This window comes from Trebonia sp. (assembly GCF_030042015.1).
GTDB lineage: Bacteria > Actinomycetota > Actinomycetes > Streptosporangiales > Streptosporangiaceae > Trebonia.
Map to the genome: position 1 here is coordinate 1 of NZ_JASIAL010000383.1, position 15,937 is coordinate 15,937.

Here is a 15,937-nt window from a genome sequence, read left to right on the forward strand (position 1 = left end):
CCTGCGGGTCGGCGCTGCGCCGGGCGAAGTAGGCGGTCACCGCCGCCACGTTCGCCCGGTAGAGCCGCTCGAACTCGGCCGCCGCGCCACCGCCGGCGCTCCGCTCCCTGATCGCGGCCCCGCGACCCGCTGCCGATGTTTTCTCGGTCACACCTGTAGTTGCCTCTTTGCCGCCGCCGCGTCACGCGCCGGGCTGCCACCCGGCGCCACCTTAGCCGACACCCGTACCGCGCCAAGCCCGCCGCCACGGACGGCCGGGCACCTGGGGCTGGGCGAGCGGACGTAATTCATATACGATTCTTCCTGCGATGGCAGAACAGCCGCTGGCAGGCCAGCATCCCAAGCCTCCGTCGAAAATCGTCGCGGTGCACTCGAGCTACCGCAGCCGGGCGATGGAGCGCGGCAGCCTTCCGCCGTGGCCGTCGTACTTCCTCAAGCCGCCGAACACGATCGCGGCTGACGGCGACCAGGTCAAGCGGCCGCCGGGGTGCGAGCTGCTCGCGTTCGAGGGCGAGGTCGCGCTGATCATCGGCGCCAGGACCACGCGGGTCACCGCGCACGAGGCGTGGGACCGCGTCGGGTGGGTGACCGCGGCCAACGACTTCGGGGTCTACGACCTGCGCTACGCCGACAAGGGCTCGAACGTCCGGTCCAAGGGGATCGACGGGTTCACGCCGCTCGGCCCCCGGCTGCTCGACGCGCGCGCGATCGACGCCGAGCGCGTCCGGCTGCGCGCCTGGGTGAACGGCGAGCTGCTGCAGGACTCGGTCAGCGGGGACGACATGCTGTTCTCCTTTGCCGACATCGTGGCGGACATCTCCCGGCTCACCACCCTCGAGCCAGGCGACGTGATCCTGACGGGCACCCCGACCGGGTCCACGGTCGTCAGGCCGGGGGACCTCGTCGAGGTCGAGGTGACCGCCCCAGGGCGCGGCGGCGCCGGACTGACGACAGGCCGGCTGCGCAGCCCCATCGCGGAGGCGGACTACGACCTCAGCCCGCCCGGCGCGATGCCCAAGCCCGACGACGCGCAGCGCGAGGCGGCCTACGGGACACGCGGCGCGCCCGGCGTGGTGCCCGCCGACTCCCCCGCCGACTCCCCCGCCGGGCTGCTCGCGGCGGTCGGCGCGGTGGCGACGGCCACGCTCGCATCGCAGCTGCGCAAGCGCGGCTACGACTCCGTCACGCTCGACCGGCTGCACACCACCCGCCCGGACCTGAAGATGGCCGGCTTCGCCCGCACGCTGCGGTACGTGCCGCTGCGGGAGGACCTGTTCGCCACCCACGGCGGCGGGATGAACGCCCAAAAGCGCGCCGTCGAGCAGGTCAGGGCCAGCGAGGTCCTGGTGATCGAGGCGCGCGGCGACCCGACCGCGGGCACGGTCGGGGACATCCTCGCGCTGCGCGCGCAGGTAAGGGGAGCCACGGGCATCGTCACCGACGGCGCGATCAGGGACTTCGCGGCGCTGAAAAACCTCGCGATCCCGGTCTACTACGCCGCCACCCACCCGGCGGTGCTCGGCAGGCGGCACGTGCCGTGGGAGACCGGCACCACGATCGCCTGCGCGGGGGTGACGATCCAGCCGGGCGACATCATCGCAGGCGACGCGGACGGGGTCATCGTGGTGCCGCGGCACCTGGCCAGGGAGGTGGCGCGGGACGCCGCGGAGCAGGAACGGCAGGAACAGTTCATCGCCGGGCAGGTGGCCAAGGGCGAGCCGATCGACGGCCTGTACCCGATCGGCAGGAAGTGGCAGGCTGCCTACCAGGCCTGGCTAGCAGAAAATGGGGGCAGGCAGACATGAAGTTCCGCAGCGACCCCGCGAAGATCCGCGGCTCGATCGCGCCGGTGGTCTCTCCGTTCACCGCCGAAGGCGCGCCCGACCTCGACGGCCTGCGCACGCTGATCCGCTGGCAGCTAGGCAGCGGCACGCACGGCATCTCGCTCGGCGGGTCGACCGGCGAGCCGAGCGCGCAGACGACGGCCGAGCGCGCGACCGCGATCAGGGCCGCGGCCTTGGAGATCAACGACCAGGTGCCGTTCGTGCCAGGCACCGGCTCGGCCAAGCTGGACGACACGCTGCAGCTCACCGAGGTCGCCAGGCACGCGGGCGCGGACGCGGTGCTGATCATCACTCCCTACTACGCGCGCCCCACCCAGGAAGGCCTGTTCTCCTGGTACTCGACGGTGGCCCGCGAGTTCCCCGACCTGCCGGTGATCGCCTACAACGTGCCGTCGCGCACCGCGGTCGACATCGCGCCAGAGACCGTCGCGCGGCTGCGCAAGGCCCACGACAACATCGTCGGGGTCAAGGAGACCACCAAGGACTTCGAGCACTTCTCCCGGGTGCTGCACGTGGCGGGCCGCGACACGCTGGTCTGGTCAGGGATCGAGCTGCTCTGCCTGCCGCTGCTGTCCCTGGGCGGCGCCGGCTTCGTCAGCGCGACCGCCAACCTCGCGCCCGGCGCGGTGGCGCGGATGTACGAGCACTGGGAGGCCGGCGAGTTCGACAAGGCACGGGACCTGCACTTCGGGCTCCATCCGGTGACCGACGTGATCTTCACCGAGACGAACCCGGCGGCCGCCAAGTGGGTCCTGGCCCAGGCCGGGCTGCTCGCGTCCGGGTTCGTCCGGCCGCCGCTCGTGCCGCTGACCGAACCCGGCCAGCGGCGGGTGCTCGAGCTGCTCGGGCAGGGCGCCGCGGTGCTCGACGGACCGGTGGCGCGGGTGGCAGACGCCACGGCCCGTTCTGACTGATGAAAGGAGCCTCGCCCGTGATCCCGGAAAAGATCTTGCACTTCATCGGCGGGCGGCAGGTGCCCAGCGTGAGCGGGCGGACCTTCGACGTCGCCGATCCGGTGACCAACGCGGTGTACGCGCAGGCGGCGGCGGGCGACACCGACGACGTGGACAGGGCCGTCGAGGCGGCGGCGCAGGCGTTCGCGGCCGGTCCGTGGCCGGGGATGGCGGCCCGGGCGCGGGCGAAGGTGCTCGGCCGGATCGCCGACGCGATCGAGTCGCGCGCCGACGAGCTCGCCTCGCTTGAGACGTTCGACACCGGGCTGCCGATCACCCAGGCTCGCGGGCAGGCCGCCCGGGCCGCGGAGAACTTCCGGTTCTTCGCGGACGTGATCGTGGCCCAGCATGAGGATGCCTTTTCCTCCCCGGCGCAGCTTGGCTACGTGCTGCGCAAGCCGGCCGGCGTCGCCGGGCTGATCACGCCGTGGAACACGCCGTTCATGCTGGAGAGCTGGAAGCTCGCGCCGGCGCTGGCGGCGGGGTGCACGGTCGTGCTCAAGCCCGCCGAGTGGACGCCGCTGTCGGCGAGCCTGCTGCCCGACATCATGACCGAGGCGGGCGTGCCCGACGGGGCGTTCAACGTCGTGCACGGCATCGGCGAGCAGGCGGGCGCGGCGCTTGTCGCCCATCCAGGCGTGCCGCTGATCTCGTTCACCGGCGAGACCACGACCGGGCAGATCATCATGGCCTCGGCCGCGGCGCACCTGAAGGGCCTGTCGATGGAGCTCGGCGGCAAGTCGCCGTGCGTCATCTTCGCCGACGCGGACCTGGACCTGGCGATCGACAGCGCGCTGTTCGGGGTGTTCTCGCTCAATGGCGAGCGCTGCACGGCGGGCTCGAGGATTTTGGCCGAACGGTCCGTGTATGACTCTGTCGTCTCCCGCCTTGCCTCGCGGGCCGCGCGGATTCGCGTGGGGTCTCCGTCGGACCCGGCGACCGAGGTCGGGGCGCTGGTGCACCAGGAGCACTACGAGCGGGTCATGTCCTACGTGGCGGCGGGGGTCGCGGAGGGGGCGCGGCTCGTCGCGGGCGGCGGCCGGCCGGCCGGGCTGGCGACCGGCAACTACCTGGCCGCCACCGTGTTCGCGGACGTGACGCCGTCGATGCGGATCTTCCGTGAGGAGATTTTCGGGCCGGTGGTGTGCGTGACGCCGTTCGGCTCGCAGGAGGAGGCGGTGTCCCTGGCGAACGACACCCGGTACGGGCTGGCCGCCTACATCTGGACGTCGGACCTGCGGCGGGCGCACCGGGTCGCTTCGGCCGTTGAGGCGGGTATGACCTGGGTGAACTCGCATAACGTGCGGGACTTGCGCACGCCGTTCGGCGGGATCAAGGCGAGCGGGCTCGGCCACGAGGGCGGCCAGCACAGCATCGACTTCTACACGCAGTCCCGGATCGTGCACGTGGCTTTGGGGGACACGCACGTCCCCCGGTTTGGAGCGTGAGCGCGATGTCGTCGCTGCCCCCTCCCCCGGACATCGTGCGGTCCGCGTACGCCGCGCTCGTGGTGACGTCGCTGCCCGAGGCGCGGCGCTTCTGGGTCGACCTGCTCGGGTTCGTCGTGACCGACGAGGACGCGTCGTCGCTGTACCTGCGCGGATACGACGAGCTCACGCACCACAACCTGATCCTGCGGTCGGGCCCGGTGGCCGCGGCGGGTGCGCTCGGGTTCCGGGTGCGGTCGGTCGCGGACCTGTCCCGGGCCGAGGAGTTCTACGGGGCGCTCGGCTGCCGGACCGAGCGGGTGCCCGCAGGCTTCGCGCGGGGCCAGGGCGAGACGGTGCGGGCCGAGGACCCGCTTGGCTTCCTCGTGGAGTTCTTCGCCGCCTCCGCGCACCCCGAGCGCCTGCAGCAGCGCTACGACCTGCGCCGCGGCGCGGAAGTGGCGCGCCTTGACCACTTCAACATCTGCGTGCCCGACGTGCCCGTGGCGTACGAGCACTACAAGTCACTCGGGTTCGGGCTGTCGGAGACCATCGAGGACGGGCGGACGCTGTACGCCGCCTGGATGTACCGCAAGCAGACCGTGCACGACGTGGCGTTCACCGGCGGGGCCGGGCCGCGGCTGCACCACCTGGGGTTCTTCGCCCACGAGCCGCACAGCGTGCTGCGGATGTGCGACATCCTCGGCTCCCTGTCGCTGGAGTCGTGCATCGAGCGGGGGCCCGGCCGGCACGGCGTGTCGAACGCGTTCTACGTCTACCTGCGCGACCCCGACGGCCACCGGCTGGAGGTCTACACGTCGGACTACTACACCGGCGACCCGGACCACCCGGTGCTGCGCTGGTCGGTGCTCGACCCGCGGCGGCGCGACTTCTGGGGCAACGCGGTCATCCCGTCGTGGTACTCCGAGGCGTCGGCGGTGCTCGACCTGGACGGCAAGCCGCGGCCGGTGATCGACATCGCCCAGACCGCGGAGGTGACGGTAGGCGCGGACGGCTTCACCGTTCCCGCGGAGTGACAGCCGGCGCGGACGTGTCTTGGCTGTCGCTCACCCACAGGCTGACGTGCGCCGGCTCCAGCGCCTGGCAGGTGACGGCGAGCAGGTCGGCGCGGATCCCGTCCAGGTCGGCGGCGCCCTGCATGCGGGTCGCGAACGCCGAGATCATCGCCTCGGCGTCGTAGTGCGCGCGGTTGAACCACCTGTCCACCGCGTGCTGCACGCGGCGGCGCAGCGGATTGAACACGGCGACGGCGGCCAGCGTGGCCACCGCGACGGCGAGCGGCGACCTGTAGGACACCACGGTGTGGGCCATGGCGACCAGGGCCGCGTAGACGCCGATCAGCAGTCCCGTGACGATGGCGTAGGCGAGCGTCCTGGAGATCAGCCGGTCGATCTCATACAGCCGGTACTTCAGGATGCCGACGCCGATGCTGGCCGGCAGCGCGACGAGGCCGACGCTGAGCACGTCGTTCAGCCACGCCCAGACCCCGGAGGACTGCGTGGCGCCGGGAACGCTCAGCGCGGCGCACGTGACAGAAACGACCGCCCCGGACGCGAGCCACTTCAGCTGCTGGCGCCGCAGGCCGGACGCCCGGCGCCAGTTGAGCAGCTGGCGCACGACGAAGCTCAGCCCGAGCAGCAGGGTCAGCACGAGGATGACGTCCTGGGCGACCGCGAACCGGCCCGCCGGGAAGTCCACCACGGTCAGGCCGCCGTAACCGTCCACCCGGACCTGGTGGTCGGCGATGGCGTCGGCCGCCATCCCGATCAGCAGCGCCAGGTAGCCCGCGCAGAGCAGGCAGTACGCCCACACCGCCCAGCGCCACCGGGGCGAGGGCAGGTGGCCGTCGGGGAAGAGCAAGATGATCAGCAGGTACAGCGCGAGGGCCGGCGACCACAGCTGATAGAAGATGAGACCGGCCTGGCCGAGTGGAAGATGCCGGCCTTGGCGGTAGACGAGCAGCGAGTACGCTCCGGCGCCGGTGCTCACGAGCACGGCCGCCGCGATGGCGAGCAGCAGCCAGCCGTTGGGGTTGCGCGGCTGGTGGCGAGCGACGAGCACGCCGACCGCGGCGGTGGGCACCGCGATCACGATCGGCTGCACGGGGTATCCGGGCTGGTGGGCGAGGAAGGACAGCGCGATCAGCGCGATCCCGCCCGCGATCATGGCGAGCCCGGCCAGCGCCGCCCCTGATAGGCCCAGGCGCCGGGTGCCTGCGTTGCTCATCGCCGGCCTGCCTTCGGCTGGCGCCTGGGGGCGAACACCGAGGTGGCGGACTGCAGCATGGTCCGGACCAGGGAGTTCTGCCATACCTGCCCGGCGTTGCCCCATTGCCTCCTGCGGTCGACGCACAGGGTCCGCGTGTGCACCACGACGGGAGCCGTCCCCAGGCATCTGGCCAGCGAGGTCATCGTCTTGATCCAGAACTGGTCTTCCTTCCGGTGCCCGCCGAACGTCATGCCCAGTTCGTAGAGGGGGTCGTTGGCCCGGATCAGGGCCTGGGCCTGAACGCGGGTAGCCGCGCCGCGTTCCTCAGCTGAGAACGTGATCCAGCCCGCGAACATGTGGCCTTGCGGGGTCATCAGGGTGAACGATCTCTCGTCCGCGTAGAGCACGAACACCCCGGTGGACAGCCTGACGCCGCCGCCCATCCGCACGTCGAGCAGCGCCACGTCACCCGGGCCGAGTCCGGTCAGCGGACCCTTGAAGCGGCCTGCCTTCGGCCAGAACTCGCCGAAGTGCTGCTTCCACGTGGCGATGGCCGCCTGCGGCGAGACCCGCGGGCTGACCTCGATCCAGTACGTCTTGCGCCACATCTTGCCGAAGCCCTGAACCGGGCCGGTCAGGCGGCGTCCCGCGACGTTGATCCCGCCGGAGTCGCCACTCTCGGCAGTCAGCCAGTCCACCTTGGTCGCCCAGCTCCCGGCGTCACGCGGCAGCCCCGCAGACATCTCAGAAACCTCTGGTGCCGGATTTTCGCTCATGGCCCCCCTTTAAGCCCCGTTACTCGGCGTTACCCGGCGAGTCAGCCGACGAGCGCCGAGCGCTCGTCGTCGTAAATGGTGATCGCCTCATCCAGCCTGGTGAGCTCGAAGATCTCCCGGTAGTGCGCGCTCAGCCCGTAGGCGGCAAGCGGCTGATGCTGGCGGTTCGCGCGGACCAGCAGGGTGACCAGCATGCCGATGCCGCCGCTGTTCATGTACTCAAGGTCGCTGAAGTTGAGCACCAGCCGCCGGGCACCCTGCCGCGCGGCCTGTTCGTACGCCGACATGAGCGCGGGCTCGGATGCGGCGGTGATATCGCCCTTGATATCGATCACCGACGTGCGTCCGTCGGCCTTCCTGACCCCCAGGCCGGTCACTGCGTTGTCCATACGACACCCCCGATGTGGCTAACCCTTCCCCGGACCCTTCCGCGGGCTTGCCCGGACCGGCCGTCCCGGTCCGCATCGTCAGCCGGACCGTGCGGCGCTCTCCGTCCGTCGTCACGTCCAGCCGGTCGACCATGTGGCGGATGAGAAACAGGCCCCACCCCCGCGGCCCTTGCTCGCCGCTGAGCTTGCGGGCCAGATCCGGGACCTCGCCGCCGCCGTCCAGCCACCCCCCGTCGCCGTGCCCGCCGTGGTCGGTAATCGCGACGATGATCTCCGCACCGCACAGGGACACCTCGATGTCCACGGCGAGGTCGGCACGGTTGCCGTGGCCGTGCTCGATGGCGTTCATCGTCGCCTCGGCGACCGCGGTCTTCAGCTTGTCAAGACGCCCGCCGGGCAGGTCGAGGCCGGACACGCTTTCGGCGACCCGGGCGAGCGCGATCCGCTCACTGCCGGGCACGCTCGCGAGCGCGAAAGAGGCGAGCCGGCGGGGCTCCGGCTGGGGCGGCTGCGGTGCGGGGTGGGCGACCTGGTTCACCGCGCACCGCCGGCGGGCGATGGGGGGTCCGTCGGTTCGCGCGGCATTCTCTCCAGCGACAGCAGCGTGATGTCGTCTTCCTGCTCGTAGCCCGGGCCGGTGAACGCGGCGAGCTCCCGCAGGCACATGTCGAGCAGGTCCTGGCCCGAGGCGCCGCGGCCGGCGAGCGCGGCGACCCGGTGGAAGCCGAACATCTCCCGCCCGGGACCGTGCGCTTCTGACAGCCCGTCGCTGTGCAGCAGGGCACGGTCGCCGGGCCGGAACCTGAAGGTCTTTTCCTCGTAGCTCATCCCGGGCATGAGCCCGAGCGGCATGCCTTTGGCGCGCAGTTCGGCCACGCCGTCAGCGGTGCGCACATACGGCACGTCGTGCCCCGCGTTGGCGAAGGTGACCTGCCCGCTGGCGTGGTCGAGGAGGAGGGCCAGGCACGTGACGAAGATGTGCGCAGGAGTATCGCCGTACAGCAGCTCATTGACCTTTCCCAGCACGGCCCCCGGGCAGATCAGCCGGGGCGCCGCCGCCCGCAGCAGCGCGTGCGTGCTGGCCATCACCAGGGCCGCGGGCAGTCCCTTGTCGGCCACGTCGCCGATGACCACCATGACCCGCCCCCCGGGCAGCGGGATGAAGTCGTAGAAGTCCCCGCCGACCCGCAGCGCGGGCCGGTAAAAGGTGGCCACCTGCCAGCCAGGCAGATCCGGCAGCGACTTGGGCAGGAACTGGCGCTGGACGAGCCTGGCGACATTCAGCTGCTGGTCGATCCGCTCCCGCCGCAAGGCCTCGGCCTTCTGCTCGCGAACCAGCTGGCCGACCCGGATGGCGGGCGCCGCGTACCTGGCCAGCGCGGTCAGCAGGTGGCGGTCGTCGATCGTGTACTCCCGCTCGGACTTACGTGGTCCCAGCCCGATCATGCCGATCGGGGAGCCGGCGGAGATCATCGGGACAACCACCACGACACCGGCGTCCTTGAGCGCCTTCAGCGCCGGCGAGTTCAGGTCGAGGTGACGGATGTCAACGGCGCCCGCCGCCTCCAGCAGGTACCCCGCCAGCGGGTCATCGGGGGACAGCTCGGCCGGCGGTGCGGCGACCACGCCGTCGGGCAACGCCGGCCGTGGTGGAGGCGGCTGCTGGTGGCGGTCCCCGTTGTCCCCATGCCCTCGGCGGAGCAACGCGCGCAGACGGCGCCGCGAGCCGCCGAACACGGGCGAGGGCGGGACAGCGGAAGCGCGATCGGCTGCAGGCGAACGGCGCACCTGGTCAACACGAGGCCGACCCGTGGCCACAGGGGGCACGGTCGTAACCGCTTCCCCCGTCGCCGGGCCCGACCCGCTGACCTCCTCGGGCACTCACGCTCCCCAATGATGACGCCATATCAGGGAACGATACCCAGCGTACTTCAATAGTCACAAACCGTCGTGGAGCTGTTCTCAGGCGAGCCGCGATCCATCGCCCCGCTCAACTAGCGCAGAACCGGGGACTGTGCCTGGGGCTCGATCGTCGCGCCCTTCGGCGGCAGCCTGAACCGCATCCGCGCGAGCTCTCGGTGCGCGTGCTCGCGCAGGCGCGAGTTGCCGTGGCCGGCGATCATCGACATGTCGCGGAACACGCGCTCGAGCCGGGAGCCGTTGACCGCGCCGGAGGAGCCGGCGGCCCTGAAGATGTCCAGTGCCATCAGCTGCCAGAGGTCGAGCATCGCCTCGCGCGCGATCGCGGCGACGATCATGTCGTCCTCGTAGCTGAACGGGATCCCCTGCTCGACGGCGCGCCTGCAGAAATCCATGTGCATCCGCGCCGCCCCGTGCACCGCGGTCTCAAGCAGCGCGATCCGCGCCATCGCCTCGCCGAACCAGCGCTGGCTGTCGTCGTCATACATCCGCAGCACCTGCGGCGGCAGGAAGGTGACCTTCGTCCGCATCAGGTTCTCGAGCTCGTCGAGGGCGTTGTAGGCGGCGCCGACGAGGATGGCGGCGAGTGTGATCGTGAACGGGCCGCCGGCGCGCCCGCCGTAGAGCGGGTTGCCGTGCAGCCTCAGCCCGGGCGTTCCCCCGGAGACGTCGATGTCGACCATGTTCGTGTCCTCGAGCACCCAGTTCGCCGGCAGATGGCTGTCGCTGAAGGTGATCGAGTGCGAGCCGCTGCCCTTCAGCCCTAGCGTGTTGCCCCAGTCGTCGAGGCGGGTGAACTCCTCCCGCGCGGCGACGAACAACAGATGCCGGGGCTCGCCTCCCTCGGGCACGTTCTCCCTGGTCAGCGCCTGACCCATGTAGTGGGTCGAGTAGGGGACTCCGGACGCGTAGCTCACCTTCCCGTTGAGCGTCCAGCCGTCCGCGGCGCGGGTCGCCATCCCCACCGGCGCGGCCACGCACGCCGCCCTGAAGTCGCCGTCTGCGAAGATCTCCGCCTGCGCGCTCTCCGGGAACCACGACGCGAGCTGGAGGGCGTGCCCGGAGCCGAGCGCGACGCACCAGCCGGTCGAGACGCAGCCGCGGGACAGCTCCTGCACGACCCGCGCGTAGGTGGTGAGGTCGAACTCGTAGCCGCCGTACCGCCGCGGGACGTAGAGCCGGTAGAAACCGGCGTCAAGGAAGCGCTGATGCATCTCCTCGGAGTAGAACGTGCGCTCCTCCGCCTCCGCCTGGCGCTCGATCAGCAACGGCCGCAGCGCAACCGCCCGGGCGATCATCTCCTCGGGGGTCAGATCCGGCTCAGGCGGCATGATCGCGCCGGGCTTGGCGGCCGAGGTCGTTGACATCTATGGCACTCTCCTTCTCTCCCCGGTGACCGATTCGGCGGCTCCGGCCACGCCGGGAGATAGTTGTATGCTACTGGTATACACATTGCCAGCCTTCGTCGCGCCAGGGGAGGAGAGCGGACTGGTGCCAGGACAACTGACCGATCCGCTGCCCGTCGGCGAGCGCCAGGGCCGCACGCACGCACGCGCCGAGGTGGTCGGCAGCCTCCTGCGACCGCGCCGCCTGCTCGACGCGCTCGCCGAGGTCTACCCGCGGGACCACGTGATGGCGTACGCGGAGGAGCGCGAGAAGGACCGCTCCCGGCTGCAGGCGATCGCCGAGGACGAAATCCGCCGGGTGGTCGCCCGCCAGATCGACATCGGCCTCGATGTCATCACCGACGGCGAGTTCCGCCGCTTCCTTTACACCAACTCGCTGCAGGACGCGGTCGACGGCCTGGTTCCTGGCGCGCACGGGCGGATCTTCAGGACCGCCTCAGGCGAGGAGGTCGAGACACCCCCCAATCCGCGTGTCGCCGGGCCGCTGCGGAAGATCGACAGCCCGCTGGCGCGGGAGGCCGCGTTCCTCGCGCGGACGACCTCGCACCCCTTCAAGGTCAGCCTGCCGGCCGGCTCGTGGTTCCTGCTGCCTGAGAACTTCCAGCCGGGGAAAACCGATCGCTTCTACCACTGCCACGAGGAGCTGTTCGAGGCGATGCTGCAGATCCAGCGCGAGCTGATCGCCGACGCGATCGAGGCGGGCGCGCGCTACATCCAGCTCGACTTCCCCCGCTACGTAAACCTGCTCAGCGACAGCGGCCGCGACGCGCTGAAGGCGGACGGCGCCGATCCCGACGAGTTCTTCGAGCGCGCGCTCGACGCCGACCGGCGCGTGATCGAGGGCTTCCCCGGCGACGTCCGTTTCGGGATGCATATCTGTCGCGGCAACTGGCGCTCGCAATGGATGTTCTCCGGGACGCTCGAGCCGGTCGCCGAGCGGCTCCTGCAGCTCCCCTACGACGTGTTCCTGATCGAGTGGGAGGAGACCGAGCGCGAGGGGGACTACTCGCCGCTTCGGCATCTGCCGCCGGGACCGATCGTCACCCTGGGAGCGGTGTCAAGCAAGACCCCCGAGCTCGAGTCCGACGACGAGATCGTCCGCCGGCTCGAGGCGGCCAGCCGCTACGCCCCGATCGATCAGCTGGCGCTGTCGACGCAATGCGGCTTCGCCTCGGAGGCGCACGGCAACCTGCTGAGCGAGGACGATCAGTGGCGCAAGCTCGAGCTCGTGTCCCGAGTCGCCGCAAGGGTGTGGGGCTGATGTCGCGCTTCGACGGACGCACGGTGCTGGTCACCGGCGCGGCCAGCGGGATGGGCGCGGCGACCGCGCGGGCGCTGGCGGCCGAGGACGCGAACGTCGTGCTCTTCGACCGCCAGGCCGAGCTCGTGCAGCGCGTCGCCGCCGGGATCGGCGGGATCGCGGTCGCCGGAGATGCCGGCCACGCACCCGACGCGGAGCGAGCCGTCGCGGCGGCGGTCGGCTCGTTCGGCGGGCTCGACGCGCTGATCACCTGCGCCGGTGCCGACGTCGGCGGCGGCGCCCTCGGCGAGCTCACGCCGCAGGATTGGGAGGCGGCCCTGCACGCCAACCTGGAGACCTGCGTCGTCACCACCAAGGCGGCCCTGCCGAGCCTGATCCAGCGCCGCGGAGCGATCGCGATCGTCGCCTCGCTCGGCGCCTTCACGACCGGCCCTGGCATCGCCGGCTACGTCGCCGCCAAATCCGGGCTGCTGGGCCTGACGCACTCGCTGGCGGTCGACTACGGGCCGCTCGGCGTCCGGGTCAACGCGGTCTGCCCGGGCTGGATCGACACCCCGATGGTCGCGGCGGCGATGCGGGACTTCGCCGGGCGCCTGCAGATCTCGCCCGAGGAGGCACACGCGCGGGCCGCCAAGCCGCTGCCGCTGCGCCGGGCGGGCACGCCCGAGGAGATCGCCTCGGTGTGCCTGTTCCTGGTGTCGGACGACAGCGCGTTCATGACCGGCTCGGCGATTCCGGTCGACGGCGGCACACTCGCGGCCAACGTCGGGACCGCGGCGTACGACCAGGCCTAGCAGCAACGTCTGGCCGTAGGCCGAAACCCGGCACTGGGCGCCCCGTCGTTCAGCCGGTCGTCCGGTAAGCGTCGAGGAACGGGATCACGCCGACGTTGGTGGCCATGATCCCGCCGTCGGCGACGACGACAGAACCGGTCATGAACGAGCTGTCATCGGAGGCGAGGAACAGGCACACGTTCGCCAGCTCGGCCGGCCGCGCCGACCTGCGCAGGGGCGTCGCCGCGTTGGCGATCGTCTCCATCTCCTCGCGGGACAGGCCCTTCTCGCGGGCGAACTGGGCGGTCATCGCCTCGACCATCGGGGTAAGCGTGCGACCAGGGCAGACGACGTTGACGCGGACGCCGAGCGGGCCGTAGTCGACCGCGACGCAGCGGGCGAAGCCGATAATCGCGGCCTTGGCCGTCTGGTAGGCGACCGAGCGGGGGCCGCTCGACAGGGCGCCGACCGAGGACACGAGCACGATCGCCCCGCGGCGCTCGAGCAGCGCGGGCAGCGCCGCCTTGGTGGTCGTCACCGCGGTCTCGAGGTTGACCGCGATCCCGGCGTCCCAGTCCGCCGGGGTGAGGTCGGCGAGCGCGCCGAACCCAGCGTTGCCGCCGGCGCACGTGACGAGCACGTCGAGCCCGCCGTAGGAGTCGACGGCGGCGCTGACGGCGTTCGCGGCTTCGGCCGCGTCGGCCGCGTCGCCGCCGACGGCGACCCCGTTCAGCTCGGCTGCCAGCTCCCGAACCCGGTCTTCGGCCAGGTCGAACAGCACGACGTGGGCGCCCTCCGCCGCGAACCGGCGCGCCGTCGCCGCCCCGATCCCGCTTCCTGAGCCGGTGATCAGGGCAACCCGCCCGGGCAGGCGGGGCTGGCCGGCGCGAGCGGTCGCGGCCCGCGCGAAAGTGCCTGTCACTGTGTCAAAGCTCCTTCCCGGCCGTGCTCACAGCGCCACGACCCCCTTCGGCAGCGTGGCGGACAGCAGGATCCGGCCTTCGTTGCGCAGGTGCTCTCGCATCGCCGCCTCGGCGGCGTCAGCGTCGCCGTTGCGCATGTGCACCAGCAGTACCCGGTGTTCCTCGTTGGCCTGCTCCGGGCGACCGGGAGCCCGGATCCCGACCATGCTCAGCAACCACACCTGCTCGCTGAGCTGGGCGAGGATCCCGGCGAGGCGTTCGTTGCCGGCCAGGGAGATCAGCTGGTCATGCAAGGAGGAGCCGATCGCGAGCGCCTCCGGCAGACGGCCGTCGACGATCAGCTGCCGTGCCTGCCCGGTCTGTTCCTCCCAGCCGGTGAGTTGCTCGCCGGACAGCCCCTGGTCCATCGCCCGGCGGACGACCAGCGACTCGAGCCGCTCGCGGATCTCCATGATCTCGATCACGTCGCGCGGCCCGAGCTCGGAGACGAACATTCCGCGCTGCGGCACGCTGCGCACGAGCCCGGCGGAACGCAGCCGCGCGAGCGCCTCGCGCACCGGCGTCCGGCTGACGTTCAGCGCCCTCGCGAGCTGATACTCCGACAGCGGTTCACCGGGCTGCAGCTGACCGCTGAGGATCTGCCTGCGCAGCTCCAGATACGCCTGCGCGACCACGCTTGTCGATTCTTCGCTCTGCCTGTCCGGCGGGATCCACCAGCAGCCGCGGCTGGGCGGAACGCCGATGGCGGTCGCCGCCCGGGCAGTTCGGGCGTCGGCTGGAGGGTGGCGTGTGTGACTCATAGGACCGACCGTATCTGCCGATTCACGCATCGCCTGACGCGAACGCCACCGTGCCCGAGTTGAGCGCCATCGTGCCTCCGTCGACGGTGAGCACCGCGCCGGTCACGAACGAGGCCTCCTCGCAGGCGAGGAACAGGCACACTGACGCGACCTCCGCGGGTTCGGCGTGACGTCCGAGCGGCGCGATCGAACCCATCTTCCTGCGCTCGCGGTCGACCGGCTCGCCGGTCACCGCCGCGACGCGCTCGAACAGCGCATCGGACATCGGAGTCCGCACCAGACCGGGGCAGACGGCGTTGCAGCGAACCCCCTGCGGGCCGTAGTCGACCGCGACCGACCGCACCAGGCCCAGCAGCGCGGTCTTGGCGGTCGTGTAGGAGACCGTCTGCGGCGCGCCCGTCAGCGCGCCGACCGAGGAGACGACGACGACGGCGCCGCGCGAGGCGACAAGCGCCGGCAGCGCCGACCGGGTGGTCGTGGCGCAGGTGTGCAGGTTTGCCCGCAGGCCGCGCTGCCAGCCCTCCGGCGTCAGGTCCCCGAGCGAGCCGCCGCCAACGTCGGCGCCAGCGCAGGTCACGAGCACGTCCAGGCCACCGAACGCGTCGACCGCGACGCTGACGGCTGCCTGCGCGTCGCCGGGCTCGGCCGCGTCGCCGCCGACGGCGACCCCGTCGAGTTCGGCTGCCAGCTCCCGAGCCCGGTCTTCGGCCAGGTCGAACAGCACGACGTGGGCGCCCTCCGCCGCGAAGCGGCGCGCCGTCGCCGCCCCGATCCCGCTCCCGGCGCCGGCGATCAGCGTCACCTTTCCGTCCAGTCGCATCAGGTCCTGTCCTCCGGCACTGCCACGTTCCCGCGCTCTTCCCAGTAGCGCAGGGCTTCCGTGTGGTCGGGATCGCCGCCCAGCGCGTCGGCCGCCTCGGCGAACTTGCGCCGCAGGAGCGACGCGAGCTCGTTGTCCCAGTCCATCGCGGCAGCCAGGTCCGAGGCGATCCCCAGGTCCTTGATCAGCAGCTTCAGCGAGAAGCCGGTCGCGAACCGCCGCGTCAGCGCCTCCATCGGGAGCGCGAACGCGGTGCTGAAGTTCCGCCCGGTGCCGGCGTTCAGCACCTGGAGCGTCGTCGCCGGGTTCAGCCCGAACTTCTGGCCGATGATCAGCGAGTCGAGCGCCGCGACCAGCCCGGCAGCCGACGTGTAGTTGTTGAGCGTCTTGGTCGCGTGTCCGGCGCCGAGCGGGCC

16 protein-coding genes are annotated in these 15,937 nt (G+C 71.4%); 6 read left to right on the top strand and 10 right to left on the bottom strand.

Features of this window, described 5'->3' with window-relative positions:
* The first annotated feature begins 308 nt into the window (after positions 1-308).
* From Q1N79_RS20845 to hpaD, 4 genes are read left to right on the top strand one after another with little or no spacing between them, the layout of a single operon-like run.
* Positions 309-1,805 carry a fumarylacetoacetate hydrolase family protein gene (locus tag Q1N79_RS20845; protein WP_300611458.1) on the top strand — a complete coding sequence of 499 codons (1,497 nt, stop codon included), beginning with the start codon at positions 309-311 and terminating at the stop codon, positions 1,803-1,805.
* Positions 1,802-2,758: a 4-hydroxy-tetrahydrodipicolinate synthase gene (gene dapA / locus Q1N79_RS20850; protein WP_300611460.1), complete on the top strand. Its 957-nt coding sequence runs from the start codon at positions 1,802-1,804 to the stop codon at positions 2,756-2,758. The genes Q1N79_RS20845 and dapA overlap by 4 nt, the downstream gene beginning before the upstream one ends.
* A 17-nt stretch (positions 2,759-2,775) precedes the next feature.
* The gene (gene hpaE / locus Q1N79_RS20855) at positions 2,776-4,245 is read left to right on the top strand and encodes a 5-carboxymethyl-2-hydroxymuconate semialdehyde dehydrogenase (RefSeq protein ID WP_300611462.1); all 1,470 of its coding nucleotides are present in this window, start codon (positions 2,776-2,778) and stop codon (positions 4,243-4,245) included.
* 5 nt (positions 4,246-4,250) lie between these two features.
* Positions 4,251-5,261 carry a 3,4-dihydroxyphenylacetate 2,3-dioxygenase gene (gene hpaD, locus Q1N79_RS20860; protein ID WP_300611488.1) on the top strand — a complete coding sequence of 337 codons (1,011 nt, stop codon included), beginning with the start codon at positions 4,251-4,253 and terminating at the stop codon, positions 5,259-5,261.
* On the opposite strand, the gene Q1N79_RS20865 is transcribed toward hpaD, so the two are convergent.
* The 6 genes from Q1N79_RS20865 to Q1N79_RS20890 form a co-directional block, all read right to left on the bottom strand.
* Entirely contained in the window at positions 5,242-6,471 is a 1,230-nt protein-coding gene (locus Q1N79_RS20865; RefSeq protein WP_300611465.1) for a hypothetical protein, read from the bottom strand. The two genes, hpaD and Q1N79_RS20865, sit on opposite strands and share 20 nt — an antisense overlap.
* The gene (locus Q1N79_RS20870) at positions 6,468-7,196 is read right to left on the bottom strand and encodes a hypothetical protein (RefSeq protein WP_300611467.1); all 729 of its coding nucleotides are present in this window, start codon (positions 7,194-7,196) and stop codon (positions 6,468-6,470) included. Before Q1N79_RS20870 ends, Q1N79_RS20865 begins: the two co-directional genes overlap by 4 nt.
* 74 nt (positions 7,197-7,270) lie before the next feature.
* A complete protein-coding gene (locus tag Q1N79_RS20875) occupies positions 7,271-7,564 on the bottom strand; it encodes an STAS domain-containing protein (protein ID WP_367185122.1) in 294 nt (97 codons plus the stop codon).
* Entirely contained in the window at positions 7,449-8,156 is a 708-nt protein-coding gene (locus Q1N79_RS20880) for an ATP-binding protein (RefSeq protein ID WP_300611471.1), read from the bottom strand. The genes Q1N79_RS20875 and Q1N79_RS20880 overlap by 116 nt, the downstream gene beginning before the upstream one ends.
* On the bottom strand, positions 8,153-9,256 hold the full coding sequence (locus tag Q1N79_RS20885) for a SpoIIE family protein phosphatase (protein WP_300611473.1): 1,104 nt from the start codon (positions 9,254-9,256) through the stop codon (positions 8,153-8,155). Before Q1N79_RS20885 ends, Q1N79_RS20880 begins: the two co-directional genes overlap by 4 nt.
* 356 nt (positions 9,257-9,612) lie before the next feature.
* On the bottom strand, positions 9,613-10,905 hold the full coding sequence (locus Q1N79_RS20890) for an acyl-CoA dehydrogenase family protein (RefSeq protein ID WP_300611475.1): 1,293 nt from the start codon (positions 10,903-10,905) through the stop codon (positions 9,613-9,615).
* Positions 10,906-11,029: 124 nt separating this feature from the next.
* Here Q1N79_RS20890 and Q1N79_RS20895 point away from each other — a divergent pair, with 124 nt between their 5' ends.
* Positions 11,030-12,205 (top strand): hypothetical protein, encoded by a 1,176-nt coding sequence (locus Q1N79_RS20895; RefSeq protein WP_300611477.1) that lies wholly within the window; start codon positions 11,030-11,032, stop codon positions 12,203-12,205.
* Entirely contained in the window at positions 12,205-12,999 is a 795-nt protein-coding gene (locus Q1N79_RS20900; RefSeq protein ID WP_300611478.1) for an SDR family NAD(P)-dependent oxidoreductase, read from the top strand. Before Q1N79_RS20895 ends, Q1N79_RS20900 begins: the two co-directional genes overlap by 1 nt.
* A 49-nt stretch (positions 13,000-13,048) precedes the next feature.
* Here the strand turns inward: Q1N79_RS20900 and Q1N79_RS20905 are convergent, their stop codons facing one another.
* The 4 genes from Q1N79_RS20905 to Q1N79_RS20920 form a co-directional block, all read right to left on the bottom strand.
* Positions 13,049-13,900 (bottom strand): SDR family NAD(P)-dependent oxidoreductase, encoded by an 852-nt coding sequence (locus tag Q1N79_RS20905; RefSeq protein WP_300611480.1) that lies wholly within the window; start codon positions 13,898-13,900, stop codon positions 13,049-13,051.
* Between the two features lie 27 nt (positions 13,901-13,927).
* Positions 13,928-14,701: a GntR family transcriptional regulator gene (locus Q1N79_RS20910; RefSeq protein ID WP_300611482.1), complete on the bottom strand. Its 774-nt coding sequence runs from the start codon at positions 14,699-14,701 to the stop codon at positions 13,928-13,930.
* Positions 14,702-14,723: 22 nt separating this feature from the next.
* On the bottom strand, positions 14,724-15,521 hold the full coding sequence (locus Q1N79_RS20915; RefSeq protein WP_300611484.1) for an SDR family NAD(P)-dependent oxidoreductase: 798 nt from the start codon (positions 15,519-15,521) through the stop codon (positions 14,724-14,726).
* A partial coding sequence (locus tag Q1N79_RS20920; protein ID WP_300611486.1) for an NAD-binding protein occupies positions 15,521-15,937 on the bottom strand: 417 nt, incomplete at its 5' end. The genes Q1N79_RS20915 and Q1N79_RS20920, both read right to left, overlap by 1 nt.